This is a genomic window from Sphingomonas sp. PWP1-2, assembly GCF_049898305.1.
Taxonomy (GTDB): domain Bacteria; phylum Pseudomonadota; class Alphaproteobacteria; order Sphingomonadales; family Sphingomonadaceae; genus Sphingomonas; species Sphingomonas glacialis.
This window is the reverse complement of record NZ_JAFCXM010000008.1, coordinates 45,623-61,359: the sequence shown is the minus strand read 5'-3', so window position 1 is coordinate 61,359 and position 15,737 is coordinate 45,623. Positions and strand designations below refer to the sequence as shown.

Annotated in this window: 16 protein-coding genes; 2 read left to right on the top strand and 14 right to left on the bottom strand. The window is 63.2% G+C overall.

What is annotated here, in order from left to right:
* Window positions 1-14: 14 nt before the first annotated feature.
* From ACP7C5_RS17830 to ACP7C5_RS17785, 10 genes are all read right to left on the bottom strand, one after another.
* Window positions 15-1,766 carry a relaxase/mobilization nuclease domain-containing protein gene (locus tag ACP7C5_RS17830; protein ID WP_426265284.1) on the bottom strand — a complete coding sequence of 584 codons (1,752 nt, stop codon included), beginning with the start codon at window positions 1,764-1,766 and terminating at the stop codon, window positions 15-17.
* A gap of 250 nt (window positions 1,767-2,016) precedes the next feature.
* Complete coding sequence (locus ACP7C5_RS17825; protein WP_426265283.1) at window positions 2,017-2,703, bottom strand: transglycosylase SLT domain-containing protein; 687 nt, start codon at window positions 2,701-2,703, stop codon at window positions 2,017-2,019.
* Window positions 2,704-2,709: 6 nt separating this feature from the next.
* On the bottom strand, window positions 2,710-3,048 hold the full coding sequence (locus tag ACP7C5_RS17820; protein WP_426265282.1) for a DUF736 domain-containing protein: 339 nt from the start codon (window positions 3,046-3,048) through the stop codon (window positions 2,710-2,712).
* A 47-nt stretch (window positions 3,049-3,095) separates the two neighbouring features.
* The gene (locus ACP7C5_RS17815) at window positions 3,096-3,617 is read right to left on the bottom strand and encodes a S26 family signal peptidase (RefSeq protein WP_426265281.1); all 522 of its coding nucleotides are present in this window, start codon (window positions 3,615-3,617) and stop codon (window positions 3,096-3,098) included.
* Window positions 3,614-4,159, bottom strand: a complete 546-nt coding sequence (locus tag ACP7C5_RS17810) for a DUF2840 domain-containing protein (RefSeq protein WP_426265280.1) — start codon at window positions 4,157-4,159, stop codon at window positions 3,614-3,616. Before ACP7C5_RS17810 ends, ACP7C5_RS17815 begins: the two co-directional genes overlap by 4 nt.
* 208 nt (window positions 4,160-4,367) lie before the next feature.
* A complete protein-coding gene (locus ACP7C5_RS17805; protein WP_426265305.1) occupies window positions 4,368-5,147 on the bottom strand; it encodes a replication initiator protein A in 780 nt (259 codons plus the stop codon).
* Window positions 5,148-5,253: 106 nt separating this feature from the next.
* On the bottom strand, window positions 5,254-5,535 hold the full coding sequence (locus ACP7C5_RS17800) for a helix-turn-helix transcriptional regulator (protein WP_426265279.1): 282 nt from the start codon (window positions 5,533-5,535) through the stop codon (window positions 5,254-5,256).
* Window positions 5,536-5,921: 386 nt separating this feature from the next.
* A complete protein-coding gene (locus tag ACP7C5_RS17795) occupies window positions 5,922-6,245 on the bottom strand; it encodes a DUF736 domain-containing protein (protein WP_426265278.1) in 324 nt (107 codons plus the stop codon).
* Between the two features lie 452 nt (window positions 6,246-6,697).
* Window positions 6,698-7,111: a hypothetical protein gene (locus ACP7C5_RS17790; RefSeq protein ID WP_426265277.1), complete on the bottom strand. Its 414-nt coding sequence runs from the start codon at window positions 7,109-7,111 to the stop codon at window positions 6,698-6,700.
* 141 nt (window positions 7,112-7,252) lie between these two features.
* Window positions 7,253-7,420: a hypothetical protein gene (locus ACP7C5_RS17785; RefSeq protein ID WP_426265276.1), complete on the bottom strand. Its 168-nt coding sequence runs from the start codon at window positions 7,418-7,420 to the stop codon at window positions 7,253-7,255.
* A gap of 285 nt (window positions 7,421-7,705) precedes the next feature.
* Here ACP7C5_RS17785 and ACP7C5_RS17780 point away from each other — a divergent pair, with 285 nt between their 5' ends.
* Entirely contained in the window at window positions 7,706-7,924 is a 219-nt protein-coding gene (locus ACP7C5_RS17780; RefSeq protein ID WP_426265275.1) for a hypothetical protein, read from the top strand.
* Here ACP7C5_RS17780 and ACP7C5_RS17775 read toward each other — a convergent pair.
* From ACP7C5_RS17775 to ACP7C5_RS17760, 4 genes are all read right to left on the bottom strand, one after another.
* Entirely contained in the window at window positions 7,910-8,845 is a 936-nt protein-coding gene (locus ACP7C5_RS17775; protein WP_426265274.1) for a DUF2493 domain-containing protein, read from the bottom strand. The genes ACP7C5_RS17780 and ACP7C5_RS17775 overlap by 15 nt on opposite strands.
* A gap of 307 nt (window positions 8,846-9,152) precedes the next feature.
* Complete coding sequence (locus tag ACP7C5_RS17770; protein WP_426265273.1) at window positions 9,153-10,214, bottom strand: DUF7146 domain-containing protein; 1,062 nt, start codon at window positions 10,212-10,214, stop codon at window positions 9,153-9,155.
* A 73-nt stretch (window positions 10,215-10,287) separates the two neighbouring features.
* Window positions 10,288-12,393: a ParB/RepB/Spo0J family partition protein gene (locus ACP7C5_RS17765; protein WP_426265304.1), complete on the bottom strand. Its 2,106-nt coding sequence runs from the start codon at window positions 12,391-12,393 to the stop codon at window positions 10,288-10,290.
* Window positions 12,394-12,519: 126 nt separating this feature from the next.
* Window positions 12,520-13,737 (bottom strand): DUF932 domain-containing protein, encoded by a 1,218-nt coding sequence (locus tag ACP7C5_RS17760; protein ID WP_426265272.1) that lies wholly within the window; start codon window positions 13,735-13,737, stop codon window positions 12,520-12,522.
* Between the two features lie 597 nt (window positions 13,738-14,334).
* On the opposite strand from ACP7C5_RS17760, the gene ACP7C5_RS17755 reads away from it, so the two are divergent.
* Window positions 14,335-15,630 (top strand): tyrosine-type recombinase/integrase, encoded by a 1,296-nt coding sequence (locus ACP7C5_RS17755; protein ID WP_426265271.1) that lies wholly within the window; start codon window positions 14,335-14,337, stop codon window positions 15,628-15,630.
* Window positions 15,631-15,737 lie beyond the last annotated feature (107 nt).

Sequence of the window (15,737 nt, the reverse complement as noted above, 5' to 3'; positions counted from 1 at the left end):
AGGAGAAGGGGCGATCACCGACCGAGTCCACGGGTGCGACCGAGTGACCAGTCGACCGCGCCGCCGGGACCCATCGTGCCAGTGATGTGCTGACCAAGATGCGCGTCGAGTGCCGGGCGCCAGGGGACGAGCTGGAAGCCGAGGCCGTCATCGATCATCGCGAAGCGACCCGATGAGAGCGTGACCCGCTCGCGGTAGATGCCGCTGACATAATCGCCGGGCGCCGACGGGCTGTGAGCAAGGCCGGTCTGCCCCACCTTACGCAACACGGCGTCTTCCAGCTCGCGTGCCTTCAATGTTTCGATCAAGCCGCGCTGGATCGAAACCCCGCTGCCGACACGGCGCGCCAAGCCCTCTTCCACGAGACGGGCTTCGCGTTTTTCCAGCGCGTCACGGATGTACCGGCCAAACCCTCCGGCGGTGGGTGTGGGCGATTGGCTGACAAGCTGCCGGTCGAGCCATGTCGTACCGCGCGCTTCTATCTGCTGTTCGAGCGAAAGGTCGGAGCGGACTGCCAGCGACAGTCGCGTATCGCCATGCGGTCCGTTCCAATGACGCACCTCCACGATCGCGCCGGGCGCCGCATCGCCGGTCGTTTCAAGATCGGCGAACCGGACATAGTGGACGCGACCGTCGGCACCGTCGATCACGGCGTAGGCCGAGCCCGATAATTCGTCGTGAAGTCCCCGCTCGACCAGCCGCCCGATAATTGGGTCGGCAGCGGCGTCCCCTTGAAGCGCAAAGCTTGATGGATCGGCGGCGCGATCGGACCCTGCCATCGCGCGGTGCATCGTCTTGATAATGTCGGTGCGGATCGACAGATCTCGCAAGGTGGGCTCAAGGTCGGATCGAAGCGTCCAGGTGGCGGGTGCGACAGGGTCCGCCAGACCAAGCCGCTGCAGTTCCGCCGCCCGGCCAAGCAGCAGGATGCGGCGGTACGTCTCAGGCCCGGGTACTCCCGGGCGAAGATCGACGATCCCCCCGTTTTCATCCGCCGTCCGAACAAGCTGGCGATCAAGATTGGTGAAGCGCTGGGCGCCGACCTCGCGACCGAGCGCAGCCTCGATCTCGCGCTCGCTCCGGGGCCCGAGTTCGAGGGTCGCCCTCGCTTCTGCGCGAGCGCGCATCCCTTCGCGAATATAGTCGCGGTCGATGACGAGGTCCGAGCCGTCGGTCGCACGCCCGCGGACCAGAACATGGATATGCGGATTGTCGGTGTTCCAATGATCAACGGCGACCCAATCCAGGTCGGTTCCAAGATCACGCGCCATGTCGTGCATCAACTCGCGCGTGAACGCGCGCAGGTCGGTCATTTGGGAGGCGTCCTCGGGCGACACGATGAAGCGGAAATGGTGACGGTCGCCGTCGCAGCGCTCGGCGAATGCATCGCCGTCTGCGACCTCGCTGGTGCGATCGAACAGATTGGCGTCGCGGCCATCTCGGGTGACGCCGTCTCGTTCGAGATACGCGACGTGCCGCGCGAGTGGGGCAGCGCGGTAGCGCGCGCCGTGATGCCGCACGACGCGCGCCTTGATCACGACCCGGCGATTGGTCCGGTTGAACCGGGCATTGAGGGCAGCACTTCGCCCGCGACCCAGATGCCCTGTCCCTCCTGTTCCCGGCCTGGCCGAGCGCCGCGCATGACCCGCCTTCGCGGCGGCGCGACGAACCTGCGCGGCAAGGCTCTTCGCCCGGCTACCGGAGCGCGCGCCACCGTCGCCCACCTTGCCGGGACGTATCGTGAAGTCGCGATCGTCGCGCTTCACGGTCAGCCGTCCCAGGCCGAATATGGTGCCAGCCGATAAAGTACTGAATATCTTGAAGAAACTGCAGAATGTGCCAGCCGCCTACAAAGGCTGCCAGACGAAATTCTCCCTACCGACCAACCACATAAGCGTGGCCGTACGGCAGCGCTTTTATCTCGCCATCGCTTCTCACCTTCTGCAATCTCAAAGGCATCTACCCCCGATCCTGCGCCATGCTGCGCCAGAGGAAGCGACAATGCGACCAGCAGCGTCATTGCGGATGCTGGCCGGAAAGTGCGACGAAGAGGCCAGAGGGTGGCGGTTGGGTCACGTCCGAAGCGGCGTCTGCACGCTCCACAGGCTTCGTTTCCATCGCAACGGAAGCGCTTTTCGAGCCGCTCACGAAGATCGTGGAGCGCGTCCAGGCAGATGGGTCGAAGCGCTCTGCTGCTCCGATAGCGGTGGGCGCCCCGGTTGTGATCGGTGCCAACTTCGCGACATAGCCGATGGTTTCAGCTGGGAGTGGTCGACCTCTGCTGACATAGGCCTCATAACGAGCTGGGCCGGCATTGTAGGCGGCGAGAAACCCCGGCGCGCCGTAGCGATCGTAGAGTTCGCGCATATAGGCGGCACCAGCGAAAATGTTCCCGCGAGGGTCGTAAACGTTATCGGCAAGGCCATAGCGGGCGCGCAGATAGCGCCAGGTCGCAGGCATGATCTGCATCAGGCCTGTAGCGCCCTTGGGCGATACGGCGCGCGGATTGTTCGAGCTTTCCACGCGCATGACTGCGTAAATCCACGCTTCGGGAATGGCGAAACGCTTTGCCGCCTCGGTGACGTACGCTGAGATCGAGACCACCGATCGATCGCTTTCGGCTGCGCGAAGCGGCACCGGAAAGCCTGTGGCAAATAGCTCGATGACAAAGGCCAACAGGAGGTAATTGAGCGAAGTTCGCATGGCAGTTCAGGCGCGACCGTCACGTCGCGGCTCGCGCGTCCAGACGAGATGATACGTGTCATTCCCATCGTTCGACTGGAAAAGATTGGCATGGATCGGCCCGGCAAAGCTCGGGTCGTCGATCATCAATGAGAGATAGGCGCCAGCCCGTTCGCCCGTCCGGCACCATGCAGCACCTACTTCAGGACCGCCGCCATCGGCTCCCAGATGCACACGGAAATCCGGCGCATTATCGGCATCGAAATTGTCTGCGGGCAGCAGCGCAAGTTCTACTTCAAGAGACACTGTACTGACGATGCCCGAGAAGCCATCCGACGTCCGGGTGAAGAGACCAATCTGTGGCATGATGGAGTTCCTTTGGGGTGAGCGATTGAGAAGGAGCTAAAGGCAGCTCAGTGCGGCAGCGCAGGTTTGGCGATCCAAAGCGGTGTCAGCGTCGCACGCACTGTGGAGACGGGAAGAGGCCCGAAATATCGGCCGTCGAAACTGTCGCGAACCGCGCTGCTCATCAGGAAAACCTGATCGGCACCGAGCCGCCGACAGCCAGCCCATCGCGGCAGCGGTCGACCACGCCGATCGTTGGCCAAGGCGTTGCCGAGATGCCTCCCGTCCACGGAAACTCTGGAACCAAAGCGGCAGACGGTCTGCCCGGCCATCGCTGCGACGGGCTTCAACAAGGGCACCCTGAGCGGCAGATAATGGCGCTTGGCCAGGTACGCCTCGAGTACCGACGGCGGCGTAACGGAGACCAGATCGCCGACGTTGATGGCCGCTCCTGGATGAGCGCGGTACAGGCCAATCGGCACGCTCGCGCTCGCGTTCCAGACAAGGCGGGCCGAGGGGTGGATGAAGCCGGTCGCGGCCGTCGCCATCATCGCGAAATAGGTCGTCATCACATAGCCAAAGCGGGTCATGGCTGGAGCTCCTTGCGCCGTAGCCAGGCGCGATGGCGTTCAAGGGAATAGGGCCGGGCCGGAAGGCCAGCGGTCGTGCGGTTGTGGAGATGGCGCCAATAATCAGGCGCCGCGTCGCAGGGATCGACGCCCAGCGCCTCAATCTGATCGATCGTTTGGAGGACGCGCTCGACGCGCGGCCAGCCGTTGATCTGGAGGAGGATGTCGCCACCCGGCTCGACGCTGGGCAGCGTCGCATACGCCGTGTCCTTGCCGACCGTTAGGACGATATGGATTCGCGACAGGATCGTGCCGTGCGCGTTAGATGCCCAGCGAATGAGGGCGAAAACAGCGTTTGGGCGGAAGCCGACTACCCGCGTTCGACGATCGACGATGCGCTCCTGCGTGATGCGGCCAAAGCGAATCCAATGCTCGATCTCGCCTTCGATCCACACGAGGCGAACGTGCGTCATGCTGTCGCCGAACGGCCGCTGAGCGATGGCGGCAGAAGCTGCCGCGCCCGGACTTGCGAGCAAAGTCGCTGGCGTCCTGTCCACGATCATGACGAGTTTCCGAACCGAGCGGCCGACTGGGCCGCGCGGCTATCGCCTAGCGTTAGAAAGAATCCGTAGGATTCTATGTTAGCACAGTTAGCATCGCCGAAAACAACGCCAGAACAGCGTGTTAAGGCCTGTTTGGGTTTTTGATGGCACGAGCTTTCGGTTTTCGAAAGCACGAGCGACCCGGTCAACGATAGCACGACCTCGGCGCTCACTTGTCCACAGCCTTGTTGCCGACCCGGCGCATCGCGACATCGAACGGATCACGCGGGAGTGCCGCAAAGGCGAGCCGCTCCCGGCCGAGCGCGATTTCGAGCTTCAACCGGTATCCGGGAAGCGGCTGGCGGCGGACGATATCGCGCAGCGCAAAGGCAAACTGCTTGCGCGGCGAGAGGACGCCGGACTTCAGATAGAGGTGGGAAAGATCGAAGCTCCAGCCGCCGACCTGGCGGCCGCCATGCTTGCGGACGATGCGGTAAAGCCAGCGCTCGAGACCGCCCGAGAGCGCAAAATAGTCGCGGTCAATCGTCAGCACGAGTGCTTGATCGAGCACACCTTCGTAGAACCAGTCGGGCAGGATCATCTCGATTCCGAGCGGTCGACCGCAGGCGTCGAGCCGCTCCTTCCACTCGTTGATCCAGGAGAAGCGGTGCCGCCGCCGCTGTTGCGGCTGGCGGATCGTGGTTGCGACTGTGGTCGATTGCAGCCGGTCGAGCGCTGCCTTCAGCCGCTCGTAATCGCGCAGTGACACTCCGCGATCGACGAAGGTCAGGATCGCGTGCGGTGTCGTTGCCATAAGCCGCGAGGTTGATCGACCGCGGTCGCGCGCCTCGACGATCTGGCTTGCTGCCCAGATCAGGATGTCGGCGTCCCAGATGGTCGCCATGCCGTGTTCGGCCGTCGCCTCCACGCTGATCGAAACGTCGCCCAAATTGAAGTTGATCGGCTTCACACGGCGCGATTTTGCGAGGCTGAAGAACGGCCAGGACATCAAATCCTGCGCGTCGCGCGGCGCGAGATTGCCCGGCACAGCGCGGAACAGATCAAGCTGCCGATCGCCGAGTTCTGCGACTTGTATGTTCTGACGGTAGGTCACGTCAGCGCCGGATCGGGCCAGTGTATCCAGCGATCTCCGGCTGCCGCTTTGCGGGCAGCACGATGCCATGGCCAGGGTCGGACGTCGAGCGTCGGATGCCTTGCTCGGCCCAGCGTTGGATGTCTTCGGCGGCATAGACCACCCGCCCGCCCAGCTTGTGATAGGCCGGACCTGTCCCATAGCAGCGATGCTTTTCGAGCGTCCGAGCGGACAGCCCGAGGATCAACGCCGCGTCGGGCGTGCGCAGATAACGTTTCGGGGCTTCCGGTGGTGTTGCAGTCATTTCGGCGTCTCCAGCGTCGGCGCGGCGCTATTCGCCAGCGCGCTCCATCTCCCGCAGACCTTGGAGGGTTTTAGGCTATGCTCAGAAGACCCGGCGACGTGCTGCCGATGGCCTTCATCGAGGCCAACCGCCGCCGTCCCAAAAGGCACCGAAAGCGACGCGCCTCGCTTCCCATGAGGGGATGCCCGATAGGAAGCGGGCAATTTGGGCAATTGGGCTGTGCGCCACTGTGGAGGCAACTATGCTCTCGAGAGGAGAGCAGATCGACGCTCGGTTAGGTGCGCTCGACCACTTGCCCTGACGGTGACGGGAGTATCATCCAGCGTTTGCGGCGTTCGCGAGAAAGAGCCCCGCCCGGCGTTGCCGGGCGGGGCCTCCTTGCCGCATCAGTCGTTGCTTGCCTTGCGCGGGCGCGACCAGATGAGGCTGCTGGTGTCTTCGCCTTCGTCGTCGAAGAGGTTGGCGAAGATCGGTGCGGTGAAGCTGGGATCGTCGAGCTTGACCGAGAGATATTCGCGCTGCTCGGCCGAGGTCTTCGTCCAGGCGGCCCCGATTTCGGCGCGGCCGACGAACACGCGGTGGGTCGGTGCTGCGTCGTTCGAGCGGTTGGTTTCGGCCACGATGCGGACGCCCTTGGCCTGAACGCTGAGGGTAACGATCTCGCCCTGATAGTCCAAGCCGACCTTCTTGAAGCTGCCGATATTTGCCATGATGATATTCCTTCGTGATTTCGAGCCCGCCCCATGCGGCCTCGATGGCGTGCAAAGGACGGGTGCGATCGCCGCCGCAGCGTCAGCCCGCAGCGTAAGCGGAGGACTGCGGGACGGGCGGTTTCTTGGCGTCGCGAGGAATGGGCGAAGCCCAGGGGAAGAAACTGCCCGGTACGCGGTTGCGGCTTAGGCGTATCGAGGCGAAGCCGTCACCCGGCTAGCTCAGCCATTGAAGAGGCCGTTGGAGCGGGCTTGATCCTCAAAGGAATGGACCCGGCAAACTGCGGCTTCCAGGTCGGCTTGTGGCGTTCGCGCGGTCTTTCCGTAGAGTGAGGCCGTGCCGCCATTGGCCCCGATCCACCCCACGGACATTGATGCGACCCACCCACCGCGCGATCGCCGGAAAACCAAAGCAGGCCGCCTGATGACCTCGGAATTGCGCTACATCACGCTCAAGCAATATGCTCCCGTGCGCCAGAAACGTTACGCCACGCCGCCCCTCCGACGAGGATGGCGACAAGCATCGCTGCTATGGTGCGCACTGCATCAGAGGAAACGACCGGTGCGGTAAGGCCCATGACGGCATGATAGGCGGCGATCGACGCAGGTGCCGTAAACGCGACCAAAATTCCCAACCGCATGACCGGCGAAGCGGCCGAAGCAACGATCATTCTGCCGCCGATCAGGACAAAGAGTGCAACCGCGCCGCCGCAGATGAGAGCGGTGGCGAGCCCAAAGCCAGCATGAAGGAGCAACAGCACCATCGTCATCGCAGCGAAAAACGGCAGCGCGTGCACGGTGAGCTTAATGAGGCACCAGCATAGAAAAAATGCGACGGCGATCAGGATCGGAATAGCAAAAATCACGAGCGTCCTCCTTGACGAAACAGGTCGTCGGACGCGCTCTCCACCACCACCACAGCGCACGATGTCCGACGATAATAGCAACAGAAAAGGCGCCCTGGAAAGACCAAATGGCCTTCCCGAGCGCTTGCGCGAGTGATCGCTTCAGCGAGCGAACGGGTCATATTCGCGAACGATCTGGGCGGGGTCGCCGTCATATTCGCGGGCTTCGGCAACACCGAACTTCTGGTCGCCGGTTTTGAAGATGACGATGCAGGACATCATCGTCCGTGCGAGGTTCCAACCGAAAGATTGTGCGAGACTGAGGGTCATGTGGGTGGCTCCTGTCCGGGAGCGAGGACCATCCCCGCTCGACAGGCGCCCGAAGTGTCTGGCGGATGGCTGCAATCACCGCGAGAGGCGTAGCCCACGCGGCCGCACGCTCGCGTAGCGGACCCTTTACGGGTTGATGGCGTCAGGCCATCCGATGGACCAAGGGTTAGGCCTCAAAGAGTGGGGTGGGCCTTGTTTCGGACAGGGGCCGGGATCGCAAACCAGTGTCACGCCAACAACATTTGGGGTAGGATGACGCGCAGATAGCCGTGGAGGTTTGATCCCATGACGATGAACTCCGTCACGCTTTCCGCGACGCCCAAGGACAATGGATATCAGTCAACAGTCAGCTTCGGGGACGGTGTCGGGATAAGTTCAGCCGAGACCTATCCAACGATCGGCGAAGCGATCACCGCAGCCGCGCTTAAGCTGCTCGATATGCCCGAACGGCTCTGTCGCCTCGACGATACCGACATTTTGGGCAGCCAGTCACCCGCCGGGTGACTTCGGCCGCAAGTCGAACAAGGGAATTCCAAGCTTGCGTGCCTTGTCGGCGAGGTTGTCCTGGATCCCGGTGCCAGCGAACACGATCACCCCGATCGGCAGGATATCGAGCATCGCATCGTTACGTTTGAACGGTGCAGCTTTGGCATGCCTGGACCAGTCGGGCTTGAATGCGACCTGTGCGACCTTGCGGCTATCGGCCCAGCGCGATGCGATCACTTCAGCGCCTTTGGGCGAACCGCCATGCATCAGCACCATGCCGGGATGCTTAACGTGGACCTTGTCGAGCGTGTCCCACACCAGCCGGTGATCGGTGATGTCCAGCCCACCGGTGAAGGCAATCTTCGGTCCTGTCGGCAACATCACCTCGGTTTCGGCGCGTTTGCGGGCGGCAATGAAGTCGCGGCTGTCGATCATCGCCGAGGTCAAGGCCTTGCGATTGACCACAGATCCCGCGTGCGGACGCCAGGCGTGACGGGTGTGGGTTTCGAACTGTTCGGCGGAAAGGTCGCGCATCAGCTCGAAGGCGTTGCGGCGCTCGATCAGTGTCATCCCTTCGGCGAGCAAACGTTCCAGTTCGACCGATTTCACCTCAGAGCCGTCCTGCTCGCGCTGCGCGCGCTTCTGCGCCTGCTCGTTGTCGTCGAGTTCGCGTTCGATCCGGTCGACCGTGCGGTGGAACAGATTGACCTGGCCCCAGAGCAGGGTCTCGAGATCGGGTTCGAGGCGGGTGTCCTGCATCGTCACTACGAGCGCATCGAAGATATCGACGATGGCGCCGGTAATGTGATGCGCTTCGGGCAATGGCCGGGCATCGGGTTCGTCATCGAACGGGCGGTGGCCATAAAGCGCGAGTTCTTCGAGAATATGGCCAGTCGGCGAGGTAGCGTGGTGCGGTTCGTGGTCGGGATCGTTCGTCATGGTGACTTGCCCTTGAGCTGACAGCCGCGCCCATCGCGGCCTTCGCAGGCGTCGAAGAGCGGGACGCGGTCGGGCCTGCACCGCTGAGGCGGAGCCACAAGCGGCCACAGCGCAGCGAAGGACGGCGAAGCCGGGCTATTTTGGTTCGCGATGCAAAGTCGGGTGCAGCCCGGCGGCGGAAAATAGTCCGGCGCAGCCGTTGCCGGCCCGGATGGGTTCCGGTCCGACACGCCCCCTCAGAAGGCCGTGGGCGCGGCTCTTCCGCCAAGTAGGCAGTGCAGTAATGATGATCCCGGACGAAAACCGATCACGCCGCTTCGCTGGACTTGTGCGAGATCAGAAACTGCTCGGCATCCGCGCGGTCGAGCTGGAGACGGACCCCGTCCGCCAGTGCGGGCAGCCCGAGCTGACGCAGATCGTCGTTGAAGTCGCCGAGCGCCGGTATAAGCGGTAGCGCCTCGATCCCGGCATCGTATGCGCGTTCGGCCAAGGTTTCTGTGGCGTGCCGTCCGGCCGGATCGTTGTCGCGAGCAATATAGAGCCGTCGCAGGCTGTTCGGCAGGACCAGAGCGGCGAGGTGATTGGCGGAAAGCGCAGCCATCATTGGCATGGCCGGCATAACGCATCGGAGCGACAGCATCGTCTCGATGCCTTCGCCAGCCGCCAGAATATCCGTTGCCCGACCGAACCTGACGCCGTTGCCGAGAAGAAATCCCATGGCGCGACGTGGAGTCGATATCGGTGCCTTTGTCGTGCCTGTTGCGTCGAGCCATGTGCGGTCCGCGCCCGTAATAGCACCGGTATTGTCGGTCACTGCTGCGATCAGTGCCGGCCAGCTGTCGCGGACATGGTCTGCGGGGTCATCGCTGTCGCAGCGATACCAGCTGCGGGGATGGAAACGGAGCGCTGTGCACGTCCGGGTGTTACTGATGCCGCGCTCACGCAGGTAAGTTTCCGCAAGCGTGCCGACGATGGGCTTCGACATGGCAAACAAGCGGCGCGCCGCTTCCGGCGAGCCGGTGGGTGCCGGCATATGACGGTGCCCATTATCGGTCGGTTCGGTTCGAGGGAGCGCAAGAAAGCGACGGGCTTCATCTAGTGTATCGCGCAAGGTCGTCAGACGCTCGCGCCGAGCGATTATGTCGAGCAGATCGCCATGCTCGCCGGTCGCAGCATCGGTCCATTTATCCGCCGGCTTTGCCGGTTCGAGTGATCTCAGCCTAAGAAACAGGCTGCGGCCGGGCGTGTTGTCAGCATCGCCAACCAGCCAGTAGCGACCCTCGCGACGTCCGCTGGAAAGATAATGGCGGCACACCGCCTCAGCCTGCTCGGCGAGGCGCTGCGCAATGTCCGTGGCACGGTCCTGCATCGGCGTGATCCTTCGAGCAAAGAAATAGCCCGCCGTCGGTGAGGTCGACGGCGGGCCGGTAGGTGGTGGGCCGTTATTCGGCGGCGATGGCCTGATATTCCTCGACCGGTTCATCTTCGGCGTGTTCGACCACATCGTCAACGACCTGTTCACCGCCGATCGCCGCCGGTTCGTCGCTCGCGACTGCAAGGTCCGGCTCGGCAGCCGGCACGACCGCGAACAGCGTGCGGCCCGGCGTACGCAGCGGCTCGGGCAGCCAACCCGAGTCGGCGAGCAGGGTTTGCGCTTCCGCTGCCATCTCCGGCTTCTTCAGGTGCGCGATACGGTCGGCGGCTTGTTCGCCTTTCGCCTCGCGAACCGCGCCCATGATGCGTGCCTTGGTCACCCGACCGAAATAGGTGTCGATGGTCGGCACCCAGCCGGCCGACACCATGTCGAGGTCGAGCGCGTCAGCGAACCGATCGGCGTGAGCGAGAGCCTTCGGTCGGCGATTGTACGGCTCGTAGATCGCGTTGACCGACAGCGACACGCAATGGGCGAACAGCGCGTAGCGGGTGCCAAAGTCGAACCGGCCAAGCGCGTCCCACAGGTCAATCGCGTCCTTGGGCAGCATCTTCGCCCATTCGGCATGCAGTTCGTCATAGGCTGTCGCCAAGACGCTGTCCGCAAGGCCTGCTGCCTGCGCCGCGAACCCGACGCTCTTCAGGTCGAGCTCGAGGCAGGTGTCCTGCGCGTAGCGGTAGAATATCCGCAGGCAAAGCGCATGAAGTGCGGCAAGGAATGCGATCTCGGGTCGGCCGCTAAGCGCATGTCGCAACGCCAGAGTACGATAAGCGGTGAGTTCGCTCACCAACCGATCGGGGATCGGCTTCAGCCCATCCTCTTCCGGCTCCGGCGCCGATGGTTCATCGTCGGTGGTCGGATCATCGCGATGGGACTGATCGGCGGTGTCGGTGGCTCCGCCCTCGTTGCCGTCATCCTCTTCGAGTTCGATTGGTAGTTCATCCTCCGCCCGGACATAGCCGCGATCAATGCGAAGCACGCCAGCGCTATCGATGCTGACATACGCACCGGCCCGCGCCACTTCTGCCGAATCGAACACGAACGGTCGCTCGTCGAGTGCGGCAATCGCCGTTTCGATTTCGGCCAAGCGTGCATCGATCTCTTCGGGTAGGTCCTCGTCGGTGCCGGAATAGGTATCCTCCAGCCCGTCGAGCTCGGCCTGCAACGCGTCGCGCGTCGCCTGCTCCTCGTCGGTGAGCGCAACCTGCTCGCCGAACAGCCGGCACAAACCATAGGTATGTCCGTACGCGAAGTCGGGAGCGACCTCGGTCCACTTCCAGCCCTCCGCGCTAATCGGCTCCGCATCCTCGCGCAGCTTCTCGGCAACGAGCATGTCGAGCAGCCCGGCATCCTGCAGCCATCCGCCGTGATCCTGTTCGAACAGATCGCGCAAGATGGTGCCACCGGCCTCGGCATAGGCGTCGAGGCCGATGAACAAGGCGCGCTTGTCGGTTGCCTTGACCGCCCCTTCTGTCAGCATCCGTCGGATGGCGTAAGGCTGCTTGTCGTAGCTTCCCGCGATGCGCTCGAACACCTGCTCCTGGCGCGCGTGGTCGGCGTTGACCGTGAATGCCATCAACTGGTCGAGCGTCATGCCGTCCTCGGCATAGACGTCCAGCAGCTTCGGGCTGACCGCGGCAAGCCGTAGGCGCTGCTTGACGACGGCGACCGCCACGAACTGCGCCGCCGCAATCTCCTCCTCCGACTGGCCCTTCTCGCGCAGCGCGAGGAAGGCGCGAAACTGGTCGAGCGGATGCAGCGGCGCACGCTGGACGTTTTCCGCCAGGCTGTCCTCTTCGGGTGTGCCGGCATCGCGGAGCACGCACGGCACTGGGGCAGTCTTGGCGAGCCGGCGCTGTTTCACCAGCAACGCGAGTGCCCGGTAACGGCGACCGCCAGCCGGGATCTCGTACATGCCGGTCTCGACGCCGTCGGCATCGCGAACCGGTCGCACCATGATGCTTTGCAGGAGCGTACGGCGGGCGATGTCCTCCGCCAGTTCGTCGATCGAAATGCCCGCCTTGATGTGGCGGACGTTGGACTGGCTCAGCACGAGTTTGTCGAACGGAATGTCCCGCGACGACGACAACGTGATCTTCTGGACCGATCTGGTCATGGGTCTTCTCCATGACGGGCGGCCGGGAGCCTCTCTCCTGACCCTCAACCCGTCACGAAGAGAGGCGCAGCCCTCTCCCTCTACAGGGGGGGAACTGCGCCGAAGGTGAGTGAGATGAGCGCGACCTTATTTAACGCTCGCCAAAAGCTTGGCGGCTTTGCCCTCAAGCTCAAGACGCGCATCCTGATGCGGTTTGTCACGAGCGAGCGCGGTGATCCCCTGCACGAAATCGAAGATCGACTCGGGCGGGCGGCCTTCCTCCGCCAGCACCCTGGCAATGATCTTTTCGGTCTCGGGGCGAGAGAAGCCGCGTTTGCGCAGGAAGGTCTCGCGGTCTTCGTCCTTTCGCGCGACGATCGCTTCGCGCGCAGCGCGGATGCCGACCATGAAGGGCGCTGGCGACGACGTGGCGAACCGCTCCAGCGCCGGTGCCGCTTGATGGGCAAAGCGGTGGCTGGCGAACTTGCTATGCCGGATGCTGATCTCCTCGAAGCCTTCGGCGCCCCAGATGTTGCGGTTCATGCAGACCGCGCGGAGATAGAAGCTCGCCATCCCGAGCGTCTTCGACCCGACCTCGCTGTTCCAGCAATAGAAGCCTCGGAAGTAGAGGTCGGCGTCGCCATTCGGTAGACGTCCCGCTTCGATCGGGTGGGCGTCGTCGACCAGAAACAGGAAGACGTCTCGGTCCGAAGCGTACAGCGTCGTCGTGTCCTTGGTCACTTCGACAAACGGGTTGTGCGTCATCGTCGACCAGTCGAGCAGACCCGGCACCTTCCAGCGCGTGTCGCCAGTACCGTCCCCGGCGATGCGCATCACCGCTTCCACCAGTTCATGGTCCCAGATGCGGCCATAGTCTGGCCCGGTCACCGCGCGCAGCTCGATCCGGCCGTCGTCAGCTTCGAGCGTCTTGACCAGTTCTCCGCGGTGCGAGAGCAAGCCGTGCTGGAGGTTGATGCCGGCAAGCGGCGCGGGCAGCTGGCGCATGTAACTGGCGGGGGCACCTACCAGGCTGCAGAGCTGGCCGTACGACCAATGGGTGGGAGCGACGGGCGCGTCCTGGCCGGGCACTATCAGCGCTAGATGTTCGGCATTGTCGCGACTGGCTTCGACACGAAGCGACTTGGTTTCGACAGTACGAGCGGTCGCACGTTCAGCTCGAGACCGCACTGACGCATGCAGCGCGCCGAGGGAGAGAAACCGCTCGTCATCAGGACGCGAAAACCACTCGGACGAGACTCGCCCGATGCGCTCACCACGGCTGATATCGACCTTGTAACCGGTATAGGCTCGCGGAGCCGACTGCCCCGACACGGGAGGGGCAGAGGGAAGAACAGTCGTGATCATGAGATACCTTCATGACGAGCAACCCGAGAAACTCTCTCTCGGCTTTCATCCCGTCACGAAACTGCTTGCAATCTCTCCCTCTCTGGCTCCGTGCGCCGCCGAGACCGCGCGCAGCACGGGGGACGACCGAAATCTGCTGCGCCCAACTGGCGCCGTTTCCGAATCCCGCAACAACCCGTCGCGGCCGAATCCATAATGCGGCGTGCACCGACAAACTCGACACATCGCGGATGCCGCCATATGTACGCTGGAACTTGCCGCAGACTGCTTCCCCCGTGCTTCCCCGATTTTCGAGGGCGGTCGGGGAAGCAAAAAGCGGCCCCGAAGGACCGCTCTAATTGTATGAAAACATTAGGAAAAACTGGAGCGGGCGAAGGGATTCGAACCCTCGACCCCAACCTTGGCAAAATTGCCGGAGGCCCTTTTCGGGGCTTCGCCACAGCCCTCTATTCTAGCCTTATCTTGCTGAATTATAACTGGAATATCGAGGAGCCTTACGCTAGAGATATCCGAGGGATAACCGGCGAATTCCGTTCTGGTGGACGCCCGGTGGACGCCCGGAAACCCAAGGTTGGGGTCGAATAGCAGGCGATTGTCATGGCAATTTCACAGTCGGTAGTGTTGACGAAAAGGCTCATCGAAGCGGCCAAGCCAGAGGCGAAGCGCTACGAGATCTGGGACAGCGACGTGACCGGATTTGGTATCCGGGTCGGCGTCAGCGGAAGCAAGACCTTCGTGATCCGCTACCGAGCGGAAGGCGGCGGTCGCGAGGCGCCCCGGCGCTACGTGACGGTCGGCCGGTTTGGTGCACTCACGGTCGAGCAGGGCCGCAAGAAGGCCAAGGAGCTCCTCGCCGCCGCTACCATCGGCGACGATCCTGCTGCCGAACGGAAAGCCAAGCGCCTGGAAATGAAGATGAGCGCGCTCGTCGATCTCTATGAAGCCGAAGGCTGCTTCATTCAGCGGGGTAAGCGGATGGGTGAGCCGATGAAGGCTCGATCGAAGCAGTATCTGGTTGCGCGCTTGCGCCACCATGTCGTGCCGTTGCTCGGCCACATGAAAGTGACTGAGGTGAAAGTCGGTCACATCGAGCGATTCTTCGCCGACGTCACCAACGGCAAGAGCGCCAACGACGTGAAGCTCGGCCACCGGAGGCGCGTCATTGTACGCGGTGGGCCCGGTGCCGCGCGGAAGGCATTCCGTGACCTTTCCGCAATGTTCAGCTTCGCCGAGCGGCGCGGTATCATTCCTTCCAACCTTTGCCACAAGGCGGTCGTCCAGAAGACCGACGGCGCCAACGAACGGTATCTTACGCTCAAGGAGCTCGGGCAACTCGGTGCGGCCTGCGATGCGCTCGAAGCGGAGGGCACCAACGTCAAGGCCCTGAACATTACACGGCTATGGGTCCTGACCGGGTGTCGACGCGATGAGATTGCCGGACTCAAATGGCACGAGGTTGATTTCGACCGCGGCGTGCTGGCGCTCGATGACAGCAAGACCGGGCGTTCGATCCGCCCGCTGGCTACGGCGGCGATTGTCCTGCTTAAGGCCATCGAGCGCGAGGATGGCAGCAATTTTGTCTTCCCGGCGGCAACCGGAGAGAAGCATTTCCAGGGCACCAAGGTCTTATGGCCGAAAATCGTGAAGAGAGCCGGCCTGGTCGGCGTCACGCCCCACACCCTGCGCCACACGATGGGCGCGATGTCGACCTCATCCGGCGAGGCGCTGGCGCTGACCGGAGCGATCCTCGGGCACGTCAATCTGCGCTCGACGATGCGCTATGCTCACGTGCAGCTCGACCCCTCGCTGAAGGCAGCCAATCGGGTCGGCAAGAAGCTCGCGGCCGCGCTTGCCGGTCAATCGAGCCCAGCGAAGGGCAAACGGGCGGCCTGACGCGCCTGGACACCGATCCGTTTGCTCCCTTCTGGGTAGGTCAAGCGACTCGAGTGAGCCCGGATTCAGTGGCAGGTTCTGCGATGACGTTACTTCGCTCGGTTGCC

Bases quoted from the DNA above. Each gene is read 5' to 3' on its own strand.
- ACP7C5_RS17825 (WP_426265283.1), bottom strand. From the start codon at position 2,703: ATGCGAACTTCGCTCAATTACCTCCTGTTGGCCTTTGTCATCGAGCTA.
- ACP7C5_RS17820 (WP_426265282.1), bottom strand. From the start codon at position 3,048: ATGCCACAGATTGGTCTCTTCACCCGGACGTCGGATGGCTTCTCGGGC.
- ACP7C5_RS17815 (WP_426265281.1), bottom strand. From the start codon at position 3,617: ATGACCCGCTTTGGCTATGTGATGACGACCTATTTCGCGATGATGGCG.
- ACP7C5_RS17810 (WP_426265280.1), bottom strand. From the start codon at position 4,159: ATGATCGTGGACAGGACGCCAGCGACTTTGCTCGCAAGTCCGGGCGCG.
- ACP7C5_RS17805 (WP_426265305.1), bottom strand. From the start codon at position 5,147: ATGTCCTGGCCGTTCTTCAGCCTCGCAAAATCGCGCCGTGTGAAGCCG.
- ACP7C5_RS17800 (WP_426265279.1), bottom strand. From the start codon at position 5,535: ATGACTGCAACACCACCGGAAGCCCCGAAACGTTATCTGCGCACGCCC.
- ACP7C5_RS17795 (WP_426265278.1), bottom strand. From the start codon at position 6,245: ATGGCAAATATCGGCAGCTTCAAGAAGGTCGGCTTGGACTATCAGGGC.
- ACP7C5_RS17785 (WP_426265276.1), bottom strand. From the start codon at position 7,420: ATGACCCTCAGTCTCGCACAATCTTTCGGTTGGAACCTCGCACGGACG.
- ACP7C5_RS17780 (WP_426265275.1), top strand. From the start codon at position 7,706: ATGACGATGAACTCCGTCACGCTTTCCGCGACGCCCAAGGACAATGGA.
- ACP7C5_RS17775 (WP_426265274.1), bottom strand. From the start codon at position 8,845: ATGACGAACGATCCCGACCACGAACCGCACCACGCTACCTCGCCGACT.
- ACP7C5_RS17770 (WP_426265273.1), bottom strand. From the start codon at position 10,214: ATGCAGGACCGTGCCACGGACATTGCGCAGCGCCTCGCCGAGCAGGCT.
- ACP7C5_RS17765 (WP_426265304.1), bottom strand. From the start codon at position 12,393: ATGACCAGATCGGTCCAGAAGATCACGTTGTCGTCGTCGCGGGACATT.
- ACP7C5_RS17760 (WP_426265272.1), bottom strand. From the start codon at position 13,737: ATGATCACGACTGTTCTTCCCTCTGCCCCTCCCGTGTCGGGGCAGTCG.
- ACP7C5_RS17755 (WP_426265271.1), top strand. From the start codon at position 14,335: ATGGCAATTTCACAGTCGGTAGTGTTGACGAAAAGGCTCATCGAAGCG.